Raw genomic sequence first — 24,600 nt, 5'->3', positions numbered from 1 at the left:
GGCTGCCGGAGTTGATCTCCGTCGTCATCTGCAGTGCTCAGCCCGCACGCTTACAGGCAGTGGCCCGCAATATCGAGGCCACGATCGGTGTCGAGTACGAGCTGATCGCCATGGACAACAGCACCGAGGGCCGAGGCATCTGCGCGGTCTACAACGAGGGCGCCTCCAGGGCACGCTACCCCTTCCTGTGCTTCGTGCATGAGGACGTGGAGTTCCTGAGCCAGGATTGGGGTGCGCGGGCGCTCGCTCATTTCTCGCACGACGGGGGCCTTGCCCTCATTGGCCTGGCGGGGAGTCGCTACAAGGCGGCAACACCCTCCGGTTGGCACAGCGGTGATGATGAGGATCTGTGCATCAACGTGCTGCACGGTGCGTCGAGCGCGCGTGCCAGCGCTGCTTTTGCCAAGCCTGCCGACAGTGGATCGCCCCCCTGTGTACCGGTCGTGGCGCTGGATGGCGTCTGGTTGTTCGCCCGTCGTTCGGCGTGGGCTGCAACGCGCTTCGATGAGCGGTTAGGGGGCTTTCATTTCTACGATGTCGATTTCAGCCTGCGGGTCGCCCAGCAGGGCAAGGTCGCCGTCGTCTTCGATATCGAGCTTTTGCACTTTTCTCTGGGCAGCTTTGCTGAGGCGTGGGCCAGGCAGGCGCTCGCCTATGCCGCAGCGGCACCCGTGGCGCTGCCGTTTTCTTGCGGCGCAGCCTTGAATCCAGGCCGAGTGCGCCGCAAGGAGGCGGCGGCGGCGCGTTACTGGCTGCGCCTGTTGAGGCGAGCGCAACTGCCATGGGCGTTGCGGGTTCGCTGGCTCCGGGCTGCCGGTATTCTGCGCTACCCCACTCTGTGGCGCGTGGCGCTCAAGTTTCTGCTGCGTTGATGATTTCGGCGTAGCGAAAGCAGGAGGCCCCCAGGATGTAGTCGGCAAGCTGGCGCGTGTCGAGGGGGGTATCGGCGAGTTGCGCCAGCTCATCGGCATCGGAAAAGCTGGGTATGCCATCGGTTAGCAGGTTCAGGCTGCTTGCTTGGTACAGGGCGCAAGGTACGCCGAACAGCGTTGCCTCAAACAGGCTGGTGGTATTGAACCCGACTGCCAGGTCGTAATGTTCGGCACGCAGTGCGTGCGCAAGGGTCGGGCTGTCGTCGAGGGAGGCGCCTGATGGCAAGGCAGCCATCAGTGCCGCGTCTTTGGCGAGCAGCGGATGCAGACGCACCGTCAGCCTATAGCGCGGAGCCAGCGAGGCCAGTAGGTGGAGCAGTTCGATGCTGTCACCTACATAGCGTTTGCCCGGCAGCACGCAAAGAAGGTGTTTGAGCATCGGATCCGACGGCCGCGTCCCATGCCGAGGCTCGGGTGGATCGATATAGCCGGCGATCTGCATGCGGTAGTCGGGCGTGCGGCCGATTTCACGGTGGAATGCAGCAATTTCGGCGCGGCAGAATTCGCTCCAGACCAGCAAGGTGCTGGCCGTGACGTTTTCATAGTTGATGATGTCGATCGGTTGCTCGCCGCGATAACGATGATAAAGCCCGTGCTGCAGCGAGTAGGTCGGCAGGCCGTGGCGCCGGCAGGCGGTGACCAGAAAACACTCGGGAATGTTGGCGCTGTTGAAGCTGACCAGTGACGTCAGCTGCTGGGGGATCTGCAACCTGTCGATGGCTCTGAAGTGCTTGATGGTATGGCACAGTGCGCTGAATACGTAGAGCTGCAGCAGCAGGGGCAACGAACAGCGCCGTGTTATCCTCCAGGCCGCATACATGGCGCGCCAGTCCAGCGATTTGCTGGCGTCCTCCCTAATGGCGGGCATGTAGCTGATGGCCCGGCGTTGCTTTTCGCTGAGCCGGTTGCCGATGCTCAGGGCCAGCCTGGTCTGATCGTCGCGATCGCAGTGCCAGATGTATGCGTCACCCTTCAGCTGATCATGGTGGCGGTAACGTGGGGTCAGGCGGATCAGCTTGAGCGCGCTGCGGATCTTTTTACGGGTCGAGCGTTTGTCGAACAGCAGGTGCGCCAACACGGCTGCCGTTGGGTTGCAGAGGTCGTAGCCGCGGTAGGTGGCGAACCTGAGCTTTTCTTTTGTCTGGGCGTAGAGGCTATACATGAACCGGTCCATGGGGCAGCGGCATGCTGCACTGCAAGCAGCTGATGCTCGCGAGGAGGCTTGAGGTGGGCAAGACCCTAGTCTTTCAAAATGAGCGCATCGGGCGCAAACAGATCCGTGCGTTATTGGCGCTTCTTGGTGACCTCGAGGATTTTGCACCCGGGCGTGCGGTTGCCAGGATAGGCCAGGGAGGCGAGGCATTGTTCGTCAAACGCTATCGTCGCTCCATGAAACCCTGGTGGAAGCGGATCCTGCGCCGGCCCTACCAGTCTCCATTGCGCAATGAGGCGATGTTGCTCGCCAGGCTGCAAACCCTTGGTTTTCCAGCGCCTGAGCCGCTGCTGTACACCGAGTCCCGTCATCCGCGGTGCCATGAAAGCCTGCTGCTCACGCGTTTCTTGCCAGGCGTGCCACTGGCTACCCTGACGGGTGAGGCATTGCTGCGAGGTGCGCACCAGGCGCTGAGCCTGCTTGGCCAGTTGCATGGTCATGGGATCGCGCACGGCGACTGTAATCCGTACAACGTTCTGGTGGCCGAACAGGCCTACCTGTTGGATTTCGAGCGGGCGGATGATTTCAGTCGTGAAGCTGGCATCGACGACTTCAAGAAGATCATGCTGCGCCTGCGTGATCTGGGGTTGAGTGACAGCGTGCTCGAAGCGCTTGCCGCACGCTACGCCTCAGCAAGCGATTCGCCTGTGCTCGATGCCCAGGCGATGCTGGCCGAGCTGCAAGGGTTGAGTGTGGTTCGTAAACCCACACGTTGGCGGCCGCCGCAGCAGCTGCAAGGCTCACTCTGAACAGCGAGCCCGGCAGCCAGGCGTTTTGCGTTGCGTGGCTCGCCGGCTTTCAGGCGCATTTGGTTGCGTGATGCCTGATGGTACAATCGCCGGCTTAATCCTAGAGCCAGCATCTTATGCCTGATTCAAGCGCCAAATCGCCTTCGATCTCCAGCTTCAAGTTGTACATGCGGCTGTTGAGCTACATGAGGCGCTACTGGTTCATGTTCGGCGTCAGCATGATCGGTTACATCATCTTCGCCTCGACCCAGCCAATGCTCGCCGGGTTGCTCAAGTATTTCGTCGACGGCCTTGCCTCCCCCGAAGCCGGCATGGTCGAGCTGCCGCTGCTGGGCAGCATGCAGCTGCTCTACGGCGTGCCGCTGGCGTTGTTGCTGATCACCATCTGGCAAGGGTTGGGCTCCTTTCTCGGCGGTTATTACCTTGCCCGGGTATCGCTGGGCCTGGTGCAGGATTTGCGCATCGCGCTTTTCAACAACCTGCTGACCCTGCCCAACCGCTATTTCGACAACCACTCCACGGGCTACCTGATTTCCCGCATCACCTACAACGTCGGTTCGGTTACCGGCGCGGCGACCGATGCCTTGAAGGTCATGGTGCGCGAAGGCCTGACGGTGGTTTTCCTGTTCGGCTATCTGCTGTGGATGAACTGGAAACTGACCATGGTGATGGTGGCGATCCTGCCGCTCATCGCACTGATGGTTAAGAGTGCGAGCAAGAAATTCCGCAGCCAGAGCCGCAAGATCCAGAGCGCCATGGGCGAGTTGACCCATGTGTCTTCCGAAACCATCCAGAACTACCGCGTGGTGCGCAGTTTCGGCGGCGAGCGCTACGAGCGTGAGCGCTTCTACGAAGCGAGCGAGGACAGCACCCGCAAGCAGCTGCGCATGACCCGCACCAGTGCGATCTACACACCCAGCCTGCAGCTGGTGAACTACGCCGCCATGGCGTTCCTGATGTTCCTGGTGCTGTTCCTGCGCGGCGATGCCAGCGTCGGTGATTTGGTGGCCTACATCACCGCGGCGGGGCTTTTGCCCAAGCCGATTCGCCAGCTTTCGGAAGTCAGCTCGACCATCCAGAAGGGGCTTGCCGGCGCCGAGAGTATCTTCGAGCAGTTGGACGAAGTGACGGAGCCTGATAACGGCACGGTCGAGAAAGAGCGGGTAACAGGCGCACTGGAGGTTAAACACCTGAGTTTTGTTTACCCCGGCACCGAGAAAACCGTCCTGCAGGACATCAGCTTTACCGTCGAGCCAGGGCAGATGGTGGCCCTGGTGGGCCGCTCGGGTAGCGGCAAATCGACCCTGGCCAACCTGATTCCGCGCTTCTACCAGCACGATCAGGGGCAGATCCTGCTCGACGGCACACCGATCGAGGACTATCGCGTCGAGAATCTGAGAAAGCATATCGCGCTGGTCACGCAGCAGGTTTCGCTGTTCAACGACACCGTCATGAACAACATCGCCTATGGCGATCTTCGTAACCTGCCACGTGAGGCGGTCGAGCAGGCAGCCGAGGCGGCCTATGCGCGCGAATTCATCGATCTGCTTCCGCAGGGTTTCGACACCAAGGTGGGCGAGGATGGCGTCATGCTGTCTGGCGGCCAGCGTCAGCGTCTGGCGATTGCCCGGGCGTTGCTCAAGAGTGCGCCCGTACTGATTCTCGATGAGGCGACCTCGGCTCTCGATACCGAATCCGAGCGCTATATTCAGGCAGCGCTGGACAAGGTCATGGAGGGTCGCACCACGCTGGTCATCGCGCATCGGCTGTCGACCATCGAGAAGGCCGATCTCATCCTGGTCATGGACCAGGGGCGCATCGTCGAGCGCGGCTCTCACGAGTCGCTAATGGCGCAGAATGGTTACTACGCCCGCCTGCACGCCATGGGGCTCGAGGACAAGGATGAGTCGCAAGAGCGACAACAGTCCGAGTCCTGAGTACGGCCTGGGCCTTGAAATAGTAGCTCTGTGGCGTTCCGAATGAGCGGATGCGTCCCGATGAAGGTTTGCAGTATTTGATCAAGGAAGATTACGGATTATGCGGGAGTTCTGATGGCCGAGGTTTTAATGCACGCTGATACCGATCTATCGGTGGTGCCGGCTGACTGTCGAATCGCATTGGTGCCATCCATGGGCCTTGGGGACGGATGCATCTATTTGGTACTGGCCGCCAATCTGGCGCGGGCTGGCTATCAGGTCACCGTGTTGAGCAATCATTTCGGGGCGCTCAATGACTGGCTGCCGCTGTTCGAGGCTCGATTGCTGCCGACGCCGGCGGAAACCTTTGCGGTGCTCGACGATTTCGATCTGGTCATCTCCGATCTGGGCAGCATGTTGACTCGCCATGCCGAGGCAGCCGAGGTGCTGGCTAGGCGCTATGTTTTCGTCGGCACACTCAAAGTCGACTCGCGATTCGTGCAGGAGCCGGCGACCGATACCCTGGCGCGACTGCCTGCAGACAAGGCTCGTCTTTTGGCGCCCCTGGCTGCAGCGGCGGGGCCGCTGCGCTGCCTGCCGGACGATGGCGTCAGCATGGTCGAGCAGGCCGTCGCCTTCTGTCGCATTCGCTTGGGGCTGGCCGAGGCCAGCAGCGATATCGGCTTGCAGATGCCTTCCACGCTCCAGCATCGCCGCCATGCAAAGCGGGTGATGCTGCACCCGCTTTCCTACAACGTGAAGAAGAACTGGCCAGCGCGCAAGTATCTGGCCTTGGCCAGGCGTCTGCGCGCAGCGGGTTATCAGCCGCAGTTCGTGCTGTCACCCAAGGAGCGCTGCGACCATCTCGAGGTGTTCGCGTCCGAGTTCGAGGTTCCCGAATTTCCAGATGCCAAGGCCTTGGCCGCTCACCTGTACGAGTCCGGTTACGTGATTGGCAACGACTCGGGGGTCGGCCATCTTGCTTCGGCGTTGGGCGTGCCGGTTTTAACCCTCTATCGCAAGCGACGTGATGGGTTCTGCTGGCGCCCGGGTTGGGGCGCTGGTGAAATCGTGCGCCCGATCCTCTCGCTGAACTTCATGCGCGATCAGTGGGCAATGTTCATGAGTGTCAATCGGGTCGCCAGAGGCTTCCGAATATTGAGTCTAAAGGTCGGAGGGGACCGATAAATGAGTGGGTCTACCGCGATCACGATCGTCATTCCGGCGTATAACTACGCCAAAACACTGGGGCGCACCGTGCGCTCTGTCGTACCGCAACTGGCTAATGACGACGAATTGCTGATCATTGATGACGGTTCGAAGGATCACACGCCGCACGTCATCGAGGCGCTGAAAGGCGAATTCCCCGGTCGGTTCAAAGCCTTGCGCAAGGACAACGGAGGCTTGGCCTCGGTGCGCAATCTCGGTATCGAAATGGCCCGCCACGACTGGCTGATCTTTCTCGATGCAGATGATGAAATGGCCCCAGGCAGCCTGGCCCTGATTCGCGCGCATCTGGCGTCAAATGCTGAATCGCGAATGGTCATCGGTGGGCACTGGTCAGTCGATCAGGCGGGCCGACGTCGCCAGCATTCGCCCGACAAGCTGCCGCAAACGGCGCTTCAACGAGTAAAAGCCTATTTGCTCGACAAGACGTTGAGCATTTCCAACGGTGCCTGCGTGATGCACCGTTCGATCTTCCAGGCCGGCAACTATCCCGAGCGTTTTCGCAACGCCGAGGACATTCCGGTATTCGCACAAACCCTTGCTGCCTTCCCGGTTACGCTGCTGCCAGAACCCCTGGCGATGATCCACAAACACAGCGACAGCCTGCGTCATGATTTTGGTTCGAGCCTGGCAGGTGGGGTTGAGCTGGTCGATGAAGTGTTCGGAAGGTTGCCCGCGGAGTTGCAGCAGCTGCGTTCCGCGTTCTATCAGCAGCGTTGCCTGTCGCTGTTTCGCAGTGCCTGCCTGGCGGGTGATCCGGTTGCTGCCAAGCGGTTCTACTGCCAGGCGGTAAAAAGCGACTGGCGCGTGCTGCTCAAACTGTCGTATCTGCGCAAGGCGATCCGCCTGTGGATGGGCCGCCTGGATGGCTAGAACGCTGAAAGTCCTGCAGCTGCAGACCCGTTACAACGCAGCGGACACCAACTCAGACCTGGGTGAACAGATCCTGCAGGGGCTGCCTGCGGAGCGCTTCGAGGTGGTCAATGCCTATCTTGAAGGCCGGCCTGCCGGCGATGCCGTTGACCCGCCTGGTCGCCGCCAGGTGTTCTTCGAGTTCAGCGAGAAGGACATGAGCGGTCTGCGCCGTGGCGTGCGGGCGCGCCTGCTGGCGTTCTGCCGTGAGGAGGGCTTCGATGTGGTATTGCTGCATCGTTTCAAGGCCGTCAATCTGTTCATGCACCTCAACAAACGGCTGCGCATCGCCCGTTGTATCGGCGTATCCCACGGCTTTGGCGAGTACGACCGCTTCTATCGACGCTGGCAGGCCAGGCGCCTGATCGACGAACGCTGGCGCTTTGTCGGGGTGTCGCCGGCTGTGGTCGATTACCTGGTGTCGCTGCGCTGTGGTTTCACGAAGACAAACACGGTGGCGATCACCAATGCGTTGGACATCGATCTGGCCGAGTCCCTGCAGCTATTGCGAGAAGAAGCACGTCAGGCGCTGGGCCTGCCGATGACGCCTGTGATCATCGGTGCCATCGGGCGTCTGGTTCCGATCAAGGGGCACGTCCATCTGATTCGTGCCTTCGCTGCCGTGAGCGAGGAATTCCCTCATGCGAACCTGGCCATCATCGGAGGGGGGCGTGAGCAGGACAATCTCGCTGCGCTGATCGCCGAGTCCGGTCTGCAGGGGCGGGTTCATCTGTGTGGCACTCAGCCCGACGCCATGCGCTATGTGCGGGCTTTCGATATCTTCGCCATGCCGTCGCTGCAGGAGGGCCTCGGGCTCGCCCTGCTCGAAGGCATGTGCGGCCGCCTGCCGGTGATGGGCTCGGATATTCCGGCCATGCGCCCTCTATTGCAGGGTGCTGGCGGGCGGCTGTTCCGCCCGGGCGATGTGGGTTCACTGACCGAGCAGCTGCGTGCCAGCCTGATCGATAGTGAAGCCGAGCGAGTCGAGCAGGGTGAGCGGGCTTACCGCTACCTGCGGCGCGAGCACGACATCGAGGATTTTCGCCGTAAATACCGTGAGCTGCTCGAAGGTGATCAGCCGCTGACAGGATTGTGTTCATGACCGATAGCGCCACCCCGCTGCCTCTGGTATCGGTACTGATCTCCTCCTATAACCACGCTGACTTCATCGAGGCCAGCATTCGCAGCGTATACGCGCAGAGCTACCCCAATATCGAGCTCCTGGTGGTCGATGATGGTTCCCGCGATGGTAGCGTCGAACTGATCCAACAGCTGCAAGCGGAGCTTGGGTTCGATTTCGTGGCGCAGGCCAACAAGGGGTTGTGCACCACACTCAACGAGATGATCGTCCGAAGCAAAGGTCGCTACATAGCGCCGCTGGGCTCGGATGACGTGATGTTGCCCGAGCGTTTTTCCTTGCAGATCCCGTTCATGGAGCAGCATCCGGAAACCGGCATCTGTGCGGGCGGTATCGTACTCATCGACGGCGATGGCAATCCGTTGCCCGACAAGAAGCAGCGTCATCGCCCGGCCAGGCGTCTCGATTTCGATGATCTGTTCATGGATCGCAAACCGGGTCCGCCGGCACCGACCCTGTTGTTTCGTCGCGAGGCGCTCGAGAAGGTGGGGGGCTTCGATCCGACCATCCGCATCGAGGACTACTTCGTGGAGCTGCGCATCGCTCGGGCCGGCTATTTCATCGACATACTCGAGGAACCGCTGGCCCTTTACCGCGTGCACGGCAGCAACACCTACAAGAACCGTCGGCTGATGATCGAGACCGAGCTGGCGATTTACCAGCGCTTCAGCGACCACCCGGGTTACGAGGCGACGCGCTTGCGTTACCTGAACGCCATGTTTGCCAAGGTGGCCAGTGAGGACCGGGCCCTGGCGGGCGAACTGCTTGCGCAGATCCCATGGCGTTCACGCAACCTGAAGACGCTCAAGGGCCTTTGGCGCTACTGGTTCAGGCGTTAGCGGATGCCGGCCTGAGCAACCAGGGCATGGCGGACTACTGGGGCGCCCGCAGTTGGCGCTTACCGGGTCTTCAGCCACCTTTTCAGATCGCGCCTGAAACGCTCCGTCTCACGCTGGCTGGCACTGCCTGCGTAGCCCTCCAGCCAGCTCTCCAGATGCTGCTGTGTCAACCAGTCGATATCTTCGTCATAGCGCAGGATATGCTGCAGGTTGCGTCGCCTTTTCCAGGGAGCGAGTGGACGGCTCTCGAGTTTCATGTCCGACAGATCGATCAGCCCGAAGCTGCCGTCAGGCAGTAGCAGCACGTTGCCCAGGTGCAGCGAGCGGAAGTACACCCCGAGCTGGTGCAGTTCGCCGAGAAAGGCCCCGAACTGCCTCACCAATGCCGCGCGCGGCTCTGCATCGAGCTGGCGCAGCTGGTTGCGCAAGGTGTCGCCTGGCAGCGGCTGATAGCGTACTGCGCTCAGGCGTCGTTCACCAATCATCAGCACATCGAGCACGGTAGGCGCGGTAATGCCCAGGCGGAGCAGGCCCCGGGCATTGTCAGCGAAGCGTTGCGCCGGCAAATCCCAGAGGTCGGAAGACAGCAACCGCTTGCGGCGGTACAACTTGAGGAAGTCGCCATCGCCCAGCCGGGCCACCTTGACGCCCAGGCCATCTTCTTCGATGGTTTTGGCACCCTGCAACAGGGCGTCCAGTTGCGCTGCATCGATACGCTTCATGGGTGGTCCTGTCGATACCGGATGGAGAGGGCGCCTAGCAGGGCCAAGGGAATCCAGATCAGAAACCAGCTTTCGTTAGGGCGCGATAGATAGTTGCCACCCTCCGTCAGCCCCGCGCATACCCCGTAGATCAGCAGTGCCGAGGCGATCTGGAATTGCGGCAGTGCGCGCAGGCGCAGGCAGCGAGCCAGGGCGAAGCCGTACATGGCGGCCCAAGCACCAAGGCCGATCATGCCCAGTTCGAGCAGCACGGCCAACTCGACGTTGTGGGGGTCGTGCAGCAGATGGCCGACGCCGGGAATATCGAATTCGAACTTGCTTTCATAACCGGCGCCTAGCCAAGGATGCAGGCCAGCCTGGCGCCAGGCATCGCTCCACAACTCGGGGCGATAAGACATACCGCGCTGCAGAATGACCTCTGGCGCGATGAGATAGGCTGCCAACGCACCGAGCAGCAGCGAAGCGACCAGATACACGGCGCGTCTACCACTCATCAGCAGCATCCAGACACTGGTCAGTGCCAACCCCATTAACGGTGTCCGCGAACCGGTAGCCAGCAATGCCGCTAGCAAGGGAAGTGTCATCAGAATCGGTAGCCAGTCACGACGTTCATTGCGCGACAGCCAGGCCGCTATCCAGTAGGTGCACAGGAATCCGAGAACATGGGAGGTGAGCAGTGGGTTGCGCAGGGCTCCGGCACCGATCATTCGCGCACCCGGCGCCGCAGTGTAGATGAACCAGAAAACGTTGAGCAGGGCGGCCAGCGCGCCGATAGCTGCGCCGATGCGCAGAGTTTTCAAGAGCAAGTCTTCATTGCGCAGAGCGATCAGTGCGCAACCAACGAACAGCATGAGGACATACAGCGGGCGCTTGGCCAGGCTGCCAAAGCCATCGTCCGTACGGCTCCAGCCCATGCTGATGAGCAGCCAGGCACTCAGTGCCAGAAAGCACAGTACCACCGGTTCCCGCAGCAGCGGTTTGATCTGCTGCGGCATGAGCAACACGCCCACGAGAGCTGGTGCTGCGATCAGTGCGTAATAGAGCTTGGTGTACTGGCTGCCATCGGAGACCCAGAACAGGCCGGTCAGCAGAACCAGATAACCGCCTACCAGCCAGCGTGTGGCGATGAAGTCGTAAAGGCACGTGCGGATGGCGTCGGGCCGAGAAGGGAGTAGCTGCACCAGAGATCCTAGAGGCATCGGTAAAGGGGCGTATCTTAAAGCATCGTCCGGCAGTCGGCAGCGACCGCGTGATAAGCTTGGCCACCTTTTTGCCCGAGCCGAATGCCTGATGTTCAACCCGTTACAACGCTGGCGTGAGCGAGGCTGGCAACCGATAAGCGCCGATCTTTATGCTCAGGTATGGGCACGTTTCGGGGGGAGCGTCATGACCCACCCTGACGTCGTTTCACGGCTATCGGCGCTGGCGCGTGTCCCCGTGCGCTACCTGGGTTGGCCGCAACAGGGAGAGTTGCAGGCTGCAATTCCGGTCTGGGGTAATGCGCTGGCGCTTTCCCGTGACGTGCTCAAGCGTATGGGACAGCGCGACCTCTTCGATCTGGGCAACGCCGAGGTGATACTGCCGATTGCATCGGGCGCGATGGTGCCGGTTCGGCAGCGTGTGCGCTATGTGTCCGCGTTGAATGAAGGGGCAATATCGACGCTGCGCAAGCAGCCAGATGAGCTGGCGCTGGCCCGGCAGCCGGAGGAGTACGGCAAGAAATTTCGCTACAACCAGCGTCGTGAACTGCGCATGCTCGAAGACGCCGGTGGCGAGATCCTGCCGGTTTCCAGTCTGTCAGCCCAGGCCCTGGCCGCCATCTACACGGAGCTGTTCGAAAAGCGCTGGGGTTTCGACGTCCCCGGCAAGCAGCATCTCGTCGAAGTGTTCGAAGCGCTCAAGGAGTTTCTTTGGGGGGTATACCTGCAGCTCGATGGCAAACCCGTAGCCGTTCAGGTTCTGTACAGGGTCGAATCGCCAGACTGGATCAGCATCGAATACATCAACGGTGGAGTCGATCCAGCCTCTCGTGATTTCAGCCCCGGCAGTGTGCTCAGCTTTATCAACACCCAGTCCGCATGGGAAGATGCGCGCCTGCGAGGAAAGCCGTTGCGCTACTCGTTTGGCAGAGCGGATGTTGAATACAAGGATCGTTGGTGTAATCGCCAGCCTGTTTTTCGGGTGTAAGTGAATGGAAGCACGCAAGCAGCAGTTGGTACGCCGGCATCGGCGTAACAAGCGCATTCTCATGGTCGTGGCACTGCCGATTCTGGTGGCGCTTGACTGGTTCGGTTCGTGGGGAACGGCGCCGGTCGTCCTGGTGCTGGCATGGATTGCCCACGAAGCCTGGTTTTCCGATCACCTTTTCTACTCACCCCGTGACGATTATCGGCACGTCTTTGCGCCAGAGAGCCTCAGCCTCTCGGTGCTGCTCGACCGTAGCGGGCGAATGACCCCACACGCGGGCTCGTGGCCCGAGAGTGCCGACACGCTGGTACTGGCCGTGCATGTTCGCAGCAGCTGGCTGGGTCGCTGTCTCGATCCTCATGTATTTATCGGCGAGGGCGAGGATCTCGATCGGCAGGATTTTGAACGGGGCGTTGACGGTGTGCGCTTTCTCAACCTCTCGGGATTGCTGCCATCGCTGCGCAGTGGGCAACTGAAGCTGAAGGGCCGCTTCTGCAAGCTCGGGCGCGAGGCAACCCTGTATTGCTTCAGCAATCCGGACTACTCGCGCAAGCGCGTTATGGTGCTTGCCCCGCATGCGGACGATGCCGAACTCGCCGCATTTGGCCTGTACAGCCGCAGCCGCGAGGTCTCTATCGTCACCCTGACCCAGGGCGAGATCGAGGCAGATTTCTATCGCCGACTTGGCCTCAGCGACGCCGCTGCCGCTCGCCTGAAGGGGCGCTTGCGCAGCTGGAGCAGCCAGACGGTACCCCTGTGGGGTGGAGTCGAGCCCAGCCGTTGCGTGCAGCTTGGCTATTACTGCATGCAACTGCGGCAGATGGAGGCCGAGCCGGCCGTGGCGTTTGCCTCGCGTGAGTCTGGTGACTCGGATATCCGCAGTGTTCGACGTTTCAATGCGTTAGAACTGCCGGGCGACGTGGATGGCGCGCCGACCTGGAACAACCTGACCGCCGATCTCGCCGCGCTGCTGATGCATTTCAAGCCTGAGGTCGTTGTGCTTCCACACCCCGAACTCGACCCGCATCCCGACCATAATCAGACGGGTCGCGCGTTGCGCCAGGCCATCGAACAAAGTGGCTGGCAGCCCGATGTACAGCTGCTCTACGCCAACCATCTGGCTGACAATGATCGTTGGCCAATGGGACCGGCAGGCAATGGTGTGGCATTGCCGCCATGCATCGAGCCCTTGCCGGCCGACCAGCTGTGGTGTCTGCAACTTGATGACAACGTTTTGCTGGACAAGAGTCAGGCGCTGGCGATGCAGCACGATCTGCAAACGCCGCTACCCTTCAAGAAGCGCCTACGGCGTTTCATTCAGTGGTGCCTGGCCGCGCGCCGCTGGCCGCAGGCGGGTGAAGATGAGTTCTTCCGCAAGGCCGTGCGCCGCCATGAGTTGTTCTGGGTTCGCCCCTTCGAAGGTCGAGAGCCCTGAAGCGCACAGCGGCGGTGCGCAATAGCTGATGTGCTATTCTCCGCGGCGATTTTGCAAATCCGGAGTTTCCGCATGAAGTTATCCATGCCGCGTTTCGATCAGGCACCCGTCTTGGTGGTGGGTGATGTCATGCTTGATCGGTATTGGCACGGCGCTACCTCGCGTATATCGCCCGAGGCTCCGGTGCCGGTGGTCAAGGTCGAGCAGATCGAGGATCGCCCCGGCGGTGCGGCCAATGTCGCGCTGAATATCGCGGCGCTGGGCGCGCCTGCGGTGCTGGTGGGCGTTACCGGTGAAGACGAGGCTGCGCAGAGTCTGCAGCAGAGTCTGGAAGCCATCGGCGTGAAGACCTATTTCCAGCGTATCGAAGACCAGCCGACCATCGTCAAGCTGCGGGTCATGAGCCGCCACCAGCAGTTGCTGCGCATGGATTTCGAAGAGCCGTTCCACACCGACGCCGAGGCCCTGGCACGGCAGGTCGAGCAGTTGCTCGATCAGGTCAAGGTGCTGGTGCTGTCCGATTACGGCAAAGGGGCCCTGCAGAACCATCAGGCGCTGATCAAGGCGGCCCGGGCCCGCGGCATTCCGGTGCTGGCCGACCCGAAAGGCAAGGATTTCTCCATCTACCGTGGCGCCAGCCTGATCACCCCGAACCTCAGCGAATTCGAGCTGATCGTCGGCCGTTGCGAGGATGAAGCCGAGCTGGTCAGCCGCGGCGCTCGCCTGATGCGCGAGCTCGACCTGGGCGCGTTGCTGGTCACCCGTGGCGAGCACGGCATGACGCTGCTGCGCCCGGACCATGCCCCCCTGCATCTGCCGGCGCGGGCGCGCGAGGTGTTCGATGTGACCGGCGCAGGGGATACGGTGATCTCCACGCTGGCCGCCTCCATCGCCGCGGGTGAAGACCTGCCCCAGGCCGTGGCGCTGGCCAACCTGGCGGCCGGGATCGTGGTGGGCAAGCTGGGGACGGCAGCCATCAGCACGCCGGAGCTGCGCCGTGCCGTGCAGCGCGAAGAGGGTTCGGAGCGCGGCGTGCTGAGCCTGGAGCAATTGCTGCTGGCCACCGAGGATGCCCGTGCCCATGGCGAGAAGATCGTCTTCACCAATGGCTGCTTCGACATCCTGCATGCCGGCCACGTGACCTACCTCGAGCAGGCGCGTGCACAGGGCGACCGCTTGATCGTGGCGATCAATGACGACGCTTCGGTCAGCCGCCTCAAGGGCCCGGGCCGGCCGATCAATGCCGTGGACCGCCGCATGGCGGTGCTGGCCGGCCTCGGCGCCGTGGATTGGGTGGTGAGCTTCAGCGAGGACACGCCCGAGCGTCTGCTCAAGCAGGTGCAGCCCGACGTGCTGGTCAAGGGCGGTGATTACGGCATCGACCAGGTGGTCGGCGCCGACATCGTGCTGGCCTACGGTGGCGAAGTGCGGGTGCTGGGGCTGGTCGAGAACAGCTCGACCACGGCCATCGTCGAGAAGATTCGCAGTCGCTGACAGCACATGCACAACCCCGCCACTTGGCGGGGTTGTGCTTTTGGGCGCACGCCGCGTTCAGACCGCTGTCGCGGTATCCAGGCGAACCTGCGGCGCGGGTGCGGGGGCGCTGCTGAACACGGTACCCTCGGCTTTTTCGGCTTTTGGCGTCAGGTTCTGCAGCGCCAGCCAGTCCTTCCAGCGAATGCGTTCATCGCGTACCAGCCAACCGTCCTGGGCGGCGAAGCTTTCCGCCAGCCACAGGCCGCGGGTGCTGGCCGATACCAGCTGGCCCTGGCGCAGGGTCAGCAACTCGGCGCTGGGGCGGCCGCCGTCGAGCGGGATCAGGTAAAGATCCGGGCGGCTGTGGTCCAGGCGCGCGATCAGCTTGCCGTTCTCCAGGTACTCGTCGACATGCAGCAGGCTGGGGAGCTTGGCTTCCTTGGGCAGGTCCAGGCACAGGTCGTAGACCAGCTGCAGCGAGGCGGTAGGCACGTGCACGTAGGCCCGCGGACGTTCCAGAAGGGTCAGGTTGCCACACTGCACCGGGCGCGCTGCGCCGGACCGCGGGCTGAGTCGGAAATGGATGTTCTCCCGGTACCTGAGCGCGCCCTCGTAGGGCGCCGGTAGCCAGGTGTCGCCGAAGCGGCCGTACAGCCAGCCCTCGCTGGTTTCCAGCAGGCACTCTTCGGCCACCTCCTGGATGGCGGTCAACAGCGGCAGGTTGAGCTCGTGAGCCGGCACGTAGCCGGAGATCAGCTTGAGCACCACGTCGCCGCGGTCGTGGCGACGCTGGCGCACCAGCACCCAGTACTCGCGGCCTTGCCAGTTCAGGGTCAGGCGTACCGAGACGCCCAGGTTGGCCAGCTCTACGGCGAAGCGCTGGCTGTCGGGGAGTTCGACAGGCTTGCGCCGTTCGAGCATCTCGCTGAAGTTCAGCGGACGACCGAGGCTCTGGTAGGCGATGCCCTCAGGCGTTGCCTCGACATAAAGCGGCAGGGTCTTGAAGGTGGCGGGGTCCTTGCGGGAAATGATGCGCGGCATGTCGGCTCCTTCTTGCGTCGGGGTCGGCCGCCTGGGCGGCGTCAAAAGGCGTAATCGCAACGCCTGTCCATCACTCTGCTGATCCTGTGTTACCACTTTTAGTGCCGGCAATAACCTCGGCAGCCACGGCCACGTTGTGCGCCAGGTGCAGGGGATTGATGGTGCCGACGATGGCGCTGCCTACGCCGGGATGCGCGAAGATCAGCTCGAAGCTGGCGCGTACCGGGTCGACACCGCTGTCCAGGCACAGGTGGCCGCTGGCCAGGGCCTTCTTGATCAGCACGCCTTTGGCGTGACTGGCAGCATAGTCCAATACCGGGCGTTCCTGCTGCTCGCCCAGGTTGTAGGTAACCATGGCGCAGTCGCCGCGCTCGAGGGCCAACAGGCCGCCTTCGACCGTCTTGCCGGAGAAGCCGAAGCCGCGGATCAGCCCGGCCTGCTTGAGCTCGGCCAGGGTGTCGTAGACGCCTTCGTCGCGCAGAATCGCCAGGTCATCACCGTTGGAATGCACCAGGACCAGATCGATATAGTCCGTTTCCAGACGTTTCAGGCTGCGCTCCACCGAGCGCCGGGTATGGGCGGCGGAAAAGTCGAAGTGCGACAGGCCGTTGTCGAACTCCTCGCCGACCTTGCTGACGATCACCCAGTCGTGACGCTGGCCGCGCAGCAGCGGGCCGAGGCGCTGTTCGCTGCTGCCGTAGGCGGGTGCGGTATCGAGCAGGTTGATGCCCAGCTCCCGAGACAGGCCAAGCAGCTGCAGCGCCTGCTGGTCATCGGGGATGGTGAAGCCGCTGGGGTATTTGACGCCCTGGTCGCGGCCCAGCTTGACCGTGCCCAGGCCCAGGGGCGAGACGCTCAGGCCCGTGGAGCCCAGCGGGCGATGCAGCTCGTGCAGATCGCGCATCAGAACGCCGCCTCCCACGCGGTACGGCCGATGACCGGGCGTGGCAGTTCGGGCAGAACCCCGTGAGTCGCCGGACGAATGCCGTCGCGTTCGAGATGGCTCAGCACGCGATCGGCGAAGTCCGGCGCCAGGGCCAGCTTGGTCGGCCAGCCGACCAGCAGGGCGCCCTGGTCGCTGAGAAAGGCATTGTCGGGGCGCACCAGGCCGCTTTGCGCCGGTTCCGCGCGCTCGACGCGCAGGGTCGCCCACTGGGCTGTGGACAAGTCGATCCAGGGCAGCAGTTGGGTGAGTTCCTTGCGCGCCGCGTCGATCTGCGCCGCTTGGTCGCGCGCCACGCCATCGGCTTCCGCCAGGTCGCCACCCAGGTACCAGACCCATTCACCGTCGGCGCTCGGGTGGCTGGTCACGGTGATGCGCGGCTTGGGGCCGCCGCCCAGGCAGTGGGCGTACAGCGGTTTCAGGCTCGGGCCCTTGACCATCACCATATGCAGCGGGCGCAGCTGCTGGGCCGGCTGGGGAACGTCGAGGCTGGCGAGCAGGTCGGCATTGCCACGGCCGGCGCTGAGCACGATGCGCTGGGCACGGATCTCGCGACCGTCGACGCGCAAACCGACCAGTTGGCCGTTGTCGTGCAGCGGTTGGATGTCATCGGCGGCCAGCAGGCTGTTACCGGCAAGCTCAGATAGGCGGGCAATCAGGCTGGGTACGTCGACCACCAGCTCCGCCAGGCGGTAGACCTTGCCCTTGAATTTCGGGTTTTGCAGGGCCGGCGGTAGTTGCTCGCCTTTTACCTGATCGACGCGGCCGCGCACCGCCTTGCTGGCGAAGAAGCTGGTCAGGTTGCCGGCCAGGGTGCCCGGCGACCATAGGTAATGGGCATCGGAGAGCAGGCGCACGCCGGACAGGTCCAGCTCGCCGCTGCCATCCAGGGCCTCGCGCCAGCGCCGCGGCATATCGGCGATGGCTTCCGAGGCGCTGCTGAGGGCGCCATGCAGGGCATATTTGGCGCCGCCATGGATGATGCCCTGGGACTTGACGCTCTGACCGCCGCCCAGGCTCTCGCGCTCCACCAGCAAGGTGGCGTAGCCCTTGGCGCGCAGCCGCGCGTTCAGCCACAGGCCGGCGACACCGCCGCCGACGATCAGGACGTCTGTGCTCAGAGTTTGGGACATGCGGGCGCCTCGCAGAAAAACAGGTGCGCAGTATAACGCTCAGTGGCCGGTGACGCGGGAGAACAGCTGGATCACCACCACGCCGCTGACGATCAGGCCCATGCCCAGCACGGCCGGCAGGTCGGGCTTCTGGTCGTAGACGAACATCGCCGCGATGCTCACCAGCACGATGCCCAGCCCGGCCCAGATGGCATAGGCGATGCCCACCGGAATGGTGCGTACCACCAGGATCAGCATCCAGAACGCGATGCTGTACCCCGCGATCACCAGCAACAGCGGCAGTGGTTTGTTAAGCCCGTCGACAGCCTTCATGGAGGTGGTGGCGACAACTTCGGCAGCAATCGCCAGCGCGAGATAGAGATAACCATTCATCGGCAGCACTCCTCTAAACAGGCTGTCAATTTTACCGGCGTCGACTGTTAGGTAAACTGATTACCTATCTATAAGGGAGATAGGTTATGCGCTGGAGTCTTGAGCAGCTGGCGGTCTTCGTGGCGGTAGCCGAGGGCAATTCGTTTTCTGCCGTGGCGCGGCGGCTCGGGCGCGTGCAGTCTGCGGTCAGCACTGCAGTGGCAACGCTGGAAGATGACCTCGGCGTGCGTCTGTTCGAGCGCAGCAGCGGTCGCCAGCCGCGGTTGACGGACGCCGGTCTGGCATTACTGGAAGAGGCCCGCGAGCTACTGCGCCAGTGCGAGCGGCTGGAGGGACGGGCCCTGGGTCTGGCCCAGGGCGAAGAAGCCTGCCTGCGGCTCGCCCAGGACGAAGCCCTGCCGCTGCCCCCCGTACTCGACAGCCTCGAGGCGCTGGCACGGGCCTTTCCAGGCGTGGAAGTGCAGATGACCAGCGGAGGGCAGGGCGTGGTCGCGCGCCAGCTTATCGAACGGCGGGCCGACCTTGGTTTGCTTTTTCACCACGAAGGCATGCCGGCGGAGCTCGAGCGCCGGCGCCTGGGCATGGTGGAGATGGTCATGGTTTGCGGCGCTGGTCATCCGTTGGCCCAGGCCGGCCCGGTCGGGCGCCGTGAGCTGGCGCGCCATCGGCAACTGCTGATCACCCTGCAGGACACCCAGTACCCCGGTAACGAACGGATCAGCCCATCGGCCTGGCATGCGGACAGCTTCTACTCGATGGCCGAGCTGCTGATGCGCAACCTGGGCTGGGCCTGCCTGCCGCGGCACGTGGCCCAGTACCCGACCTACCAGGGCCATCTGGTGGAGCTGCGCAGCGACTGGATCGCACCGCCGCTGCCGCTGGAGCTGGTGTTTCGCCGCGATGAAGCGCTGGGGCCGGCGGCCCAATGGTTGGCCGGCTCGCTGGCCGAGCGCCTGCAGGTGCTCAAGGCATGAGCCCCGGCCCATAGCGCGACTTGTGCTGCCCCGCCCGCATCCCTAAGCTTCGCCGCCATGAACCGACATCTCTATAGCCTGCTGTTTCACCTGTGCCTGCCGCTGATCGGCCTGCGCCTGGCCTGGCGTGCCTGGCGGGCGCCGGCCTATACCAAGCGCGTTGGCGAGCGTTTTGCCCTGTTGCCGACTCTGCGTCCCGGCGGTATCTGGGTGCATGCCGTGTCGGTGGGCGAAAGCATCGCCGCCGCGCCGCTGGTGCGCGAGCTGCTGGCGCGCTACCCGGATCTGCCGATCACCCTGACCTGCATGACGCCCACCGGCTCCGAACGTATCCGCGCGCTGTTTCCCGAGGCGCAGTTCGCCGGGCGGGTGCAGCATTGCTACCTGCCCTATGACCTGCCCTGGGCCGCGGCGCGCTTCCTCAAGCAGGTACGGCCGAGGCTGGCGGTGATCATGGAGACCGAGCTGTGGCCCAACTACATCCACCAGTGCGCCCGTCGCGGGGTTCCGGTGGCGCTGGCCAATGGGCGCTTGTCCGCGCGCTCGGCCAGGGGTTATGGGCGTTTCGCCAAGCTCACCGCGCCGATGCTCGCTGAATTGAACCTGCTCGCGGTGCAGACCGAGGTGGAGGCCGAGCGTTTTATCGGCCTTGGTGCGCGCCCCGAGGCCGTTGAAGTGACCGGTTCGATCAAGTTCGACCAGCAGGTGGATGCCGAGGTGTCGGCACGCGCCACTGCGCTGCGTGAGCAATGGCAGGCGCGCCAGCGACCGGTGTGGATCGCCGCCAGCACCCGTGAAGGCGAGGACGCACTGGTAATCCAGGCGCACCGGCAGCTGCTCGCCAGCCAGCCGGATGCCTTGCTGATTCTGGTGCCGCGCCATCTGGAGCGCTTCGACACGGCCGCGGCGCAGTTGCGTGAAGCAGGGCTGGCCTTCGTACGACGCTCGTCAGGCGAGGCGGTTGGCCCCGAGGTGCAGGTGCTGCTTGGCGACAGCATGGGCGAATTGATGTTTCTGTATGCCCTGGCCGATATCGCCTTTGTCGGCGGCAGCCTGGTCGAGACCGGCGGTCACAACCCGCTGGAGCCAATCGCACTGGGGCTGCCAGTGATCATGGGACCGCACCGCTTCAATTTTCTGGAGATCACCGCGCAGTTGCTCGAACACGGCGCGCTATGCGAGGTGACGGATGCCCAGGCGCTGGCCGATCAGGTAGCGGTACTGTTGAGCGAGCCGGCACGGGCGGCGGCCATGCGCGAGGCCGGGCTGGCGGTCCTCAGGGCCAATCAGGGCGCGCTAAAGCGCCTGCTGGATGGGTTGGGAAGGCTGCTCGTTTAAGGGCTGCTCGACTGGTTTCGATGCTTGTCGGTGAAGCCGCGGTGTAGTTGTCGGTGCGCCTTTGTGGGAGCGGGCCATGCCCGCGAAAGATCACGGGCATGGCCCGTTCCCACAGATGAAAGTATCACTCCGCTGCTGTGTGCAACCTATTGTTCGCCTGCTTACTCGTCGCCTTGCAAACGCGCTTCCCCAGCCTTGGCCAGATCCGTGGGCAGGAAGTCGCGGTCCGGGTTGTAGTCCGGTTTCAGGTAGGCGCCCAGTGCTTGCAGATCGCCGGGGCTGAGGGTGCCGGCGGTCTGCTTGAGGCGCAGGTTGTTGAGGATGTAGTCGTAGCGCGCGTCGTTGTAGTTGCGCACCGCGCTGTACAGCTGGCGCTGGGCATCGAGCACGTCGACGATATTGCGGGTGCCGACCTGATAGCCGATTTCCGTGGCTTCCAGCGCGCTCTGGTTGGAGATGATCGACTGGCGGCGTGCCTGCACGGTTTCCACATCGGTATTCACCGCCCGGTACAGGTTGCGGGTGTTCTGCACCACTTCACGGCGCAGGCCCTCACGGCGTTGCTCGGACTGGCTGAGGCGCTGATAGGCCTCGCGGGCCTGAGAGCTGGTCAGGCCGCCGCTGTATAGCGGGATATTCAGCTCCAGGCCGATGCTGCGTTGCGATACGTCGCTGCCGTAGTTCTGCCCGGTATAGTTGGGGTTGCTCAGACCGAAGGCATCGTTGTCGCCGCGCTGGTAGCTGGCCACCGCGTCCAGGGTCGGCGCGTGGCCGGCCTTGCGCTGGCGCAGGGTTTGCTCGGCGGCATTCACCGCGAAGTTGCTGGCCTGCAGGTTGAGGTTCTGGGCCGCCGCGGTGTTGACCCAGGCGGTGGCATCATTGGGCATCGGGGTGAGAATCGGCAGGCTGTGCTGAATGCCCTCGATGCTGCGGTATTCGCGGTTGGTCAGGGTGATCAGCGCCTCGAAGGCATCGTCGACCTGGCGCTGGGCGGTGATGCGATTGGCCCGTGCACTGTCGAAGCCGGCCTGGGCCTGGAGCACGTCGGTCTTGTCCGACAGGCCGACATCGAAGCGCTCGTTGGCCTGGTCGAGCTGGCGGTTGAAGGCCGCCTCCTCGGCCTTGGTCGAAGCCAGGTTGTCCTGGGCGCGCAGTACCGAGAAATAGGCTTCCGCGCTCTGCAGAATCAGGTCCTGCTCGTTGGCCGACAGCTCCAGCGCCGCCTGCTCGCTGACCGCCTCGGCGGCCTGCAGCTGGAACCAGCGGTCGGCACGGAACAATGGCTGGCTGAGGTTGGCCTGGTAGACCGTGGCGCTGCGCGACTGGGTGGCCGAAGGCTGCTGCAGGGCAGTGCGGGTGTCGTTGACCCGGGCGCCGGCACTGAGGTTCGGCAGCAGGCCGGCGCGGGCCTGGGGCACGCCCTCGCGGCGCGCCTGGTAGTCGGCCCGGGCGGCGGCCAGGTCGGCATTGTTGGCGGCGGCTTCCTGGTACACCGAGATCAGGTCGGTACGCACCGACAGCGGCGCGGGTTCTGCCCAGGCCGTGGCGGTTGAAGTGGCGGTCACGGCAACGGCCAGGGAGAGTCTGCGCAGCATGTCGATGGATCCTAGAGGGGCAGTAGCAGGCGAGACTAAGCCCGGCCATCGGGGTGGTCAAGGCGCGGCGCGGGCGACCGGCGGGTCGGCTTTGCATTGCCGCCACCGGCGGCTGCCAGTAGACTGGCCAGGTTCTTGTCGGGGTGCCTCGAATCGGAGGCTGAGATCGGAGAGTTCCGGATCCCGTTGAACCTGATCAGGTTAAGGCCTGCGTAGGGAACAAGAGGTATCCACCTCTACAGATCGTTTAAAAACGTAGGCGAGGCAGCCAGCGCAAGGCAAAAAGTGGCGAAAAAGCGGAGTGTACGAGTAGTACATGAGCATTTTGATTGGACTCGCATCCGAGCCGACTTTTAACGCCACGATGGCAACGCAGATAGTTTTTCAGCGACCTGCATGGTGGATTCCCCCACACCACACTCGTGGTGTGCCCGCGCCCTGGCTGTTTGATCATGCCGGCGCTCTTCATGACTCCTGCATGCTCGAACAGTCGCGGCTCGGCGTTGCTTCATCGCGTGTGCCCATCAGGTTCTCCCCGACACCAAGCCGAGGAGCCAACCGATGAGCGTCAAACAACAACAGCAGAACCTCAGTGAGTCCGCCCAGGTCGACCAGCAGTCGATCCAGCCTTTCCCTCGTTCGCAGAAAATCTACGTGCAGGGCTCGCGCCCGGACATCCGCGTGCCGATGCGCGAAATCAGCCTGGACGTAACGCCAACCGACTTCGGCGGTGAAATCAACGCGCCGGTCACCGTCTACGACACCTCTGGCCCCTACACCGACCCCAGCGTGACCATCGACGTGCGCAAGGGCCTGGCCGATGTGCGCAGCGCCTGGATCGAGGACCGTGGCGACACCGAGCGCCTGGGCGGCCTGTCCTCCGAATTCGGCCAGCGCCGCCTGGCCGATGAAGAGCTGGCCAGGATGCGCTTCGCCCATGTGCGCAATCCGCGCCGCGCCAAGCCGGGCAGGAACGTCAGCCAGATGCACTACGCGCGTCAGGGCATCATCACCCCGGAGATGGAATATGTCGCCATCCGCGAGAACATGAAGCTCGCCGAGCACCGCGCAGCCGGTTTGCTGAACGAGCAGCATGGCGGCAACAGCTTTGGCGCCAGCATCCCCAAGGAAATCACCCCCGAGTTCGTGCGCGACGAAGTGGCCCGTGGCCGCGCCATCATCCCGGCCAACATCAACCACATCGAACTGGAGCCGATGATCATCGGCCGCAACTTCCTGGTGAAGATCAACGGCAATATCGGCAACTCGGCGCTGGGCTCGTCGATCGAAGAAGAAGTCGCCAAGCTGACCTGGGGCATCCGCTGGGGCTCGGACACGGTGATGGACCTGTCCACCGGCAAGCATATCCACGAAACCCGCGAGTGGATCATCCGCAACTCGCCGGTGCCGATCGGTACGGTGCCGATCTACCAGGCGCTGGAAAAGGTGGGTGGCGTGGCCGAAGACCTGACCTGGGAGCTGCTGCGCGACACCCTGATCGAACAGGCCGAGCAGGGCGTGGACTACTTCACCATCCATGCCGGCGTGTTGCTGCGCTACGTGCCGCTGACCGCCAAGCGGGTCACCGGCATCGTCAGCCGTGGCGGCTCGATCATGGCCAAGTGGTGCCTGGCACACCACCAGGAAAACTTCCTCTACACCCACTTCGACGACATCTGCGAAATCATGAAGGCCTACGACGTCAGCTTCTCGCTGGGCGACGGCCTGCGTCCGGGCTCCATCGCCGATGCCAACGACGCCGCCCAGTTCGGTGAGCTGGAAACCCTCGGCGAGCTGACCAAGATCGCCTGGAAGCACGACGTGCAGTGCATGATCGAAGGCCCCGGCCACGTACCCATGCAGCTGATCAAGGAGAACATGGACAAGCAGCTGGAATGCTGCGACGAGGCGCCGTTCTACACCCTCGGCCCGCTGACCACCGACATCGCCCCAGGTTACGACCACATCACCTCGGGCATCGGCGCGGCGATGATCGGCTGGTTCGGCTGCGCCATGCTCTGCTACGTCACCCCCAAGGAGCACCTGGGGCTACCCAACAAGGATGACGTCAAGACCGGCATCATCACCTACAAGATCGCCGCCCATGCCGCGGACCTCGCCAAGGGCCACCCGGGTGCGCAGATCCGCGACAACGCCCTCAGCAAGGCGCGGTTCGAGTTCCGTTGGGAAGACCAGTTCAACCTCGGCCTGGACCCGGATACCGCGCGCAGCTTCCACGACGAGACGCTGCCGAAGGATTCGGCCAAGGTCGCCCACTTCTGTTCCATGTGCGGGCCGAAGTTCTGTTCGATGAAGATCACCCAGGAAGTGCGCGAGTACGCCAAGGAGAACGGTCTGTCGGACGAGAGCAAGGCGGTGGAGGCGGGCTTCAAGGAGCAGGCCGAGCGCTTCAGGGAGGAGGGCTCGGTGATTTACCGGCAGGTCTAAGAGCCTGTTC

At 63.3% G+C, this 24,600-nt stretch carries 21 protein-coding genes and 1 riboswitch; of the genes, 13 read left to right on the top strand and 8 right to left on the bottom strand.

Features of this window, described 5'->3' with window-relative positions:
* The first annotated feature begins 59 nt into the window (after positions 1 to 59).
* On the top strand, positions 60 to 872 hold the full coding sequence (locus tag K8U54_RS08170; protein ID WP_249909662.1) for a glycosyltransferase: 813 nt from the start codon (positions 60 to 62) through the stop codon (positions 870 to 872).
* Here the strand turns inward: K8U54_RS08170 and K8U54_RS08165 are convergent.
* Entirely contained in the window at positions 853 to 2,094 is a 1,242-nt protein-coding gene (locus tag K8U54_RS08165; RefSeq protein WP_249909661.1) for a hypothetical protein, read from the bottom strand. The genes K8U54_RS08170 and K8U54_RS08165 overlap by 20 nt on opposite strands.
* Positions 2,095 to 2,117: 23 nt before the next feature.
* Between K8U54_RS08165 and K8U54_RS08160 the strand changes: the two genes are divergently transcribed.
* The 6 genes from K8U54_RS08160 (at position 2,118) to K8U54_RS08135 (ending at position 8,926) form a co-directional block, all read left to right on the top strand.
* Complete coding sequence (locus K8U54_RS08160) at positions 2,118 to 2,894, top strand: lipopolysaccharide kinase InaA family protein (protein WP_249909660.1); 777 nt, start codon at positions 2,118 to 2,120, stop codon at positions 2,892 to 2,894.
* Between the two features lie 116 nt (positions 2,895 to 3,010).
* Entirely contained in the window at positions 3,011 to 4,831 is a 1,821-nt protein-coding gene (gene msbA, locus K8U54_RS08155; protein WP_249909659.1) for a lipid A export permease/ATP-binding protein MsbA, read from the top strand.
* A gap of 114 nt (positions 4,832 to 4,945) precedes the next feature.
* Positions 4,946 to 5,998, top strand: a complete 1,053-nt coding sequence (locus K8U54_RS08150; protein ID WP_249909658.1) for a glycosyltransferase family 9 protein — start codon at positions 4,946 to 4,948, stop codon at positions 5,996 to 5,998.
* Positions 5,999 to 6,910, top strand: a complete 912-nt coding sequence (locus K8U54_RS08145; protein ID WP_249909657.1) for a glycosyltransferase family 2 protein — start codon at positions 5,999 to 6,001, stop codon at positions 6,908 to 6,910.
* Positions 6,903 to 8,051, top strand: a complete 1,149-nt coding sequence (locus tag K8U54_RS08140; protein WP_249909656.1) for a glycosyltransferase — start codon at positions 6,903 to 6,905, stop codon at positions 8,049 to 8,051. Before K8U54_RS08145 ends, K8U54_RS08140 begins: the two co-directional genes overlap by 8 nt.
* The gene (locus K8U54_RS08135) at positions 8,048 to 8,926 is read left to right on the top strand and encodes a glycosyltransferase (RefSeq protein ID WP_249909655.1); all 879 of its coding nucleotides are present in this window, start codon (positions 8,048 to 8,050) and stop codon (positions 8,924 to 8,926) included. The genes K8U54_RS08140 and K8U54_RS08135 overlap by 4 nt, the downstream gene beginning before the upstream one ends.
* A gap of 59 nt (positions 8,927 to 8,985) precedes the next feature.
* On the opposite strand, the gene K8U54_RS08130 is transcribed toward K8U54_RS08135, so the two are convergent.
* A complete protein-coding gene (locus K8U54_RS08130) occupies positions 8,986 to 9,648 on the bottom strand; it encodes a lipopolysaccharide kinase InaA family protein (protein WP_249909654.1) in 663 nt (220 codons plus the stop codon).
* Complete coding sequence (locus K8U54_RS08125) at positions 9,645 to 10,829, bottom strand: O-antigen ligase family protein (RefSeq protein WP_249909653.1); 1,185 nt, start codon at positions 10,827 to 10,829, stop codon at positions 9,645 to 9,647. The genes K8U54_RS08130 and K8U54_RS08125 overlap by 4 nt, the downstream gene beginning before the upstream one ends.
* A 109-nt stretch (positions 10,830 to 10,938) precedes the next feature.
* Here K8U54_RS08125 and K8U54_RS08120 point away from each other — a divergent pair, with 109 nt between their 5' ends.
* From K8U54_RS08120 to hldE, 3 genes are all read left to right on the top strand, one after another.
* Complete coding sequence (locus K8U54_RS08120) at positions 10,939 to 11,835, top strand: GNAT family N-acetyltransferase (RefSeq protein WP_249909652.1); 897 nt, start codon at positions 10,939 to 10,941, stop codon at positions 11,833 to 11,835.
* A 4-nt stretch (positions 11,836 to 11,839) separates the two neighbouring features.
* Complete coding sequence (locus K8U54_RS08115; protein ID WP_249909651.1) at positions 11,840 to 13,270, top strand: PIG-L deacetylase family protein; 1,431 nt, start codon at positions 11,840 to 11,842, stop codon at positions 13,268 to 13,270.
* A 72-nt stretch (positions 13,271 to 13,342) separates the two neighbouring features.
* Positions 13,343 to 14,764, top strand: coding sequence for a bifunctional D-glycero-beta-D-manno-heptose-7-phosphate kinase/D-glycero-beta-D-manno-heptose 1-phosphate adenylyltransferase HldE (gene hldE / locus K8U54_RS08110; protein WP_249909650.1), 1,422 nt, complete (start codon positions 13,343 to 13,345; stop codon positions 14,762 to 14,764).
* A gap of 57 nt (positions 14,765 to 14,821) precedes the next feature.
* Here the strand turns inward: hldE and K8U54_RS08105 are convergent, their stop codons facing one another.
* From K8U54_RS08105 to K8U54_RS08090, 4 genes are all read right to left on the bottom strand, one after another.
* Complete coding sequence (locus K8U54_RS08105; protein WP_249909649.1) at positions 14,822 to 15,787, bottom strand: metal ABC transporter ATPase; 966 nt, start codon at positions 15,785 to 15,787, stop codon at positions 14,822 to 14,824.
* A gap of 70 nt (positions 15,788 to 15,857) precedes the next feature.
* Positions 15,858 to 16,694 (bottom strand): aldo/keto reductase, encoded by an 837-nt coding sequence (locus K8U54_RS08100; protein ID WP_249910419.1) that lies wholly within the window; start codon positions 16,692 to 16,694, stop codon positions 15,858 to 15,860.
* Positions 16,691 to 17,863: an NAD(P)/FAD-dependent oxidoreductase gene (locus tag K8U54_RS08095; protein WP_249909648.1), complete on the bottom strand. Its 1,173-nt coding sequence runs from the start codon at positions 17,861 to 17,863 to the stop codon at positions 16,691 to 16,693. Before K8U54_RS08095 ends, K8U54_RS08100 begins: the two co-directional genes overlap by 4 nt.
* Positions 17,864 to 17,902: 39 nt before the next feature.
* Positions 17,903 to 18,235, bottom strand: a complete 333-nt coding sequence (locus K8U54_RS08090; RefSeq protein WP_013793240.1) for a DMT family transporter — start codon at positions 18,233 to 18,235, stop codon at positions 17,903 to 17,905.
* An 86-nt stretch (positions 18,236 to 18,321) separates the two neighbouring features.
* Here K8U54_RS08090 and K8U54_RS08085 point away from each other — a divergent pair, with 86 nt between their 5' ends.
* Both K8U54_RS08085 and waaA read left to right on the top strand, forming a co-directional pair.
* The gene (locus K8U54_RS08085; protein ID WP_249909647.1) at positions 18,322 to 19,209 is read left to right on the top strand and encodes a LysR family transcriptional regulator; all 888 of its coding nucleotides are present in this window, start codon (positions 18,322 to 18,324) and stop codon (positions 19,207 to 19,209) included.
* 57 nt (positions 19,210 to 19,266) lie between these two features.
* Positions 19,267 to 20,547 (top strand): lipid IV(A) 3-deoxy-D-manno-octulosonic acid transferase, encoded by a 1,281-nt coding sequence (gene waaA, locus K8U54_RS08080; protein ID WP_249909646.1) that lies wholly within the window; start codon positions 19,267 to 19,269, stop codon positions 20,545 to 20,547.
* Between the two features lie 161 nt (positions 20,548 to 20,708).
* Here waaA and K8U54_RS08075 read toward each other — a convergent pair whose 3' ends face one another.
* The gene (locus tag K8U54_RS08075) at positions 20,709 to 22,142 is read right to left on the bottom strand and encodes a TolC family outer membrane protein (protein ID WP_249909645.1); all 1,434 of its coding nucleotides are present in this window, start codon (positions 22,140 to 22,142) and stop codon (positions 20,709 to 20,711) included.
* A gap of 129 nt (positions 22,143 to 22,271) precedes the next feature.
* Positions 22,272 to 22,378, top strand: a riboswitch (TPP riboswitch).
* Positions 22,379 to 22,703: 325 nt separating this feature from the next.
* On the opposite strand from K8U54_RS08075, the gene thiC reads away from it, so the two are divergent.
* Positions 22,704 to 24,590, top strand: a complete 1,887-nt coding sequence (thiC, locus tag K8U54_RS08070) for a phosphomethylpyrimidine synthase ThiC (protein ID WP_249909644.1) — start codon at positions 22,704 to 22,706, stop codon at positions 24,588 to 24,590.
* The last annotated feature ends 10 nt before the right edge of the window (positions 24,591 to 24,600 follow it).

Origin of the sequence: Pseudomonas fulva (assembly GCF_023517795.1) — a bacterium.
GTDB lineage: Bacteria > Pseudomonadota > Gammaproteobacteria > Pseudomonadales > Pseudomonadaceae > Aquipseudomonas > Aquipseudomonas fulva_D.
This window is presented reverse-complemented; position numbering and strand designations above follow the sequence as displayed.

Bases quoted from the DNA above. Each gene is read 5' to 3' on its own strand.
- K8U54_RS08165 (WP_249909661.1), bottom strand. From the start codon at position 2,094: ATGTATAGCCTCTACGCCCAGACAAAAGAAAAGCTCAGGTTCGCCACC.
- K8U54_RS08160 (WP_249909660.1), top strand. From the start codon at position 2,118: ATGCTGCACTGCAAGCAGCTGATGCTCGCGAGGAGGCTTGAGGTGGGC.
- msbA (WP_249909659.1), top strand. From the start codon at position 3,011: ATGCCTGATTCAAGCGCCAAATCGCCTTCGATCTCCAGCTTCAAGTTG.
- K8U54_RS08150 (WP_249909658.1), top strand. From the start codon at position 4,946: ATGGCCGAGGTTTTAATGCACGCTGATACCGATCTATCGGTGGTGCCG.
- K8U54_RS08145 (WP_249909657.1), top strand. From the start codon at position 5,999: ATGAGTGGGTCTACCGCGATCACGATCGTCATTCCGGCGTATAACTAC.
- K8U54_RS08140 (WP_249909656.1), top strand. From the start codon at position 6,903: ATGGCTAGAACGCTGAAAGTCCTGCAGCTGCAGACCCGTTACAACGCA.
- K8U54_RS08135 (WP_249909655.1), top strand. From the start codon at position 8,048: ATGACCGATAGCGCCACCCCGCTGCCTCTGGTATCGGTACTGATCTCC.
- K8U54_RS08130 (WP_249909654.1), bottom strand. From the start codon at position 9,648: ATGAAGCGTATCGATGCAGCGCAACTGGACGCCCTGTTGCAGGGTGCC.
- K8U54_RS08120 (WP_249909652.1), top strand. From the start codon at position 10,939: ATGTTCAACCCGTTACAACGCTGGCGTGAGCGAGGCTGGCAACCGATA.
- K8U54_RS08115 (WP_249909651.1), top strand. From the start codon at position 11,840: ATGGAAGCACGCAAGCAGCAGTTGGTACGCCGGCATCGGCGTAACAAG.
- hldE (WP_249909650.1), top strand. From the start codon at position 13,343: ATGAAGTTATCCATGCCGCGTTTCGATCAGGCACCCGTCTTGGTGGTG.
- K8U54_RS08105 (WP_249909649.1), bottom strand. From the start codon at position 15,787: ATGCCGCGCATCATTTCCCGCAAGGACCCCGCCACCTTCAAGACCCTG.
- K8U54_RS08095 (WP_249909648.1), bottom strand. From the start codon at position 17,863: ATGTCCCAAACTCTGAGCACAGACGTCCTGATCGTCGGCGGCGGTGTC.
- K8U54_RS08090 (WP_013793240.1), bottom strand. From the start codon at position 18,235: ATGAATGGTTATCTCTATCTCGCGCTGGCGATTGCTGCCGAAGTTGTC.
- K8U54_RS08085 (WP_249909647.1), top strand. From the start codon at position 18,322: ATGCGCTGGAGTCTTGAGCAGCTGGCGGTCTTCGTGGCGGTAGCCGAG.
- waaA (WP_249909646.1), top strand. From the start codon at position 19,267: ATGAACCGACATCTCTATAGCCTGCTGTTTCACCTGTGCCTGCCGCTG.
- K8U54_RS08075 (WP_249909645.1), bottom strand. From the start codon at position 22,142: ATGCTGCGCAGACTCTCCCTGGCCGTTGCCGTGACCGCCACTTCAACC.
- thiC (WP_249909644.1), top strand. From the start codon at position 22,704: ATGAGCGTCAAACAACAACAGCAGAACCTCAGTGAGTCCGCCCAGGTC.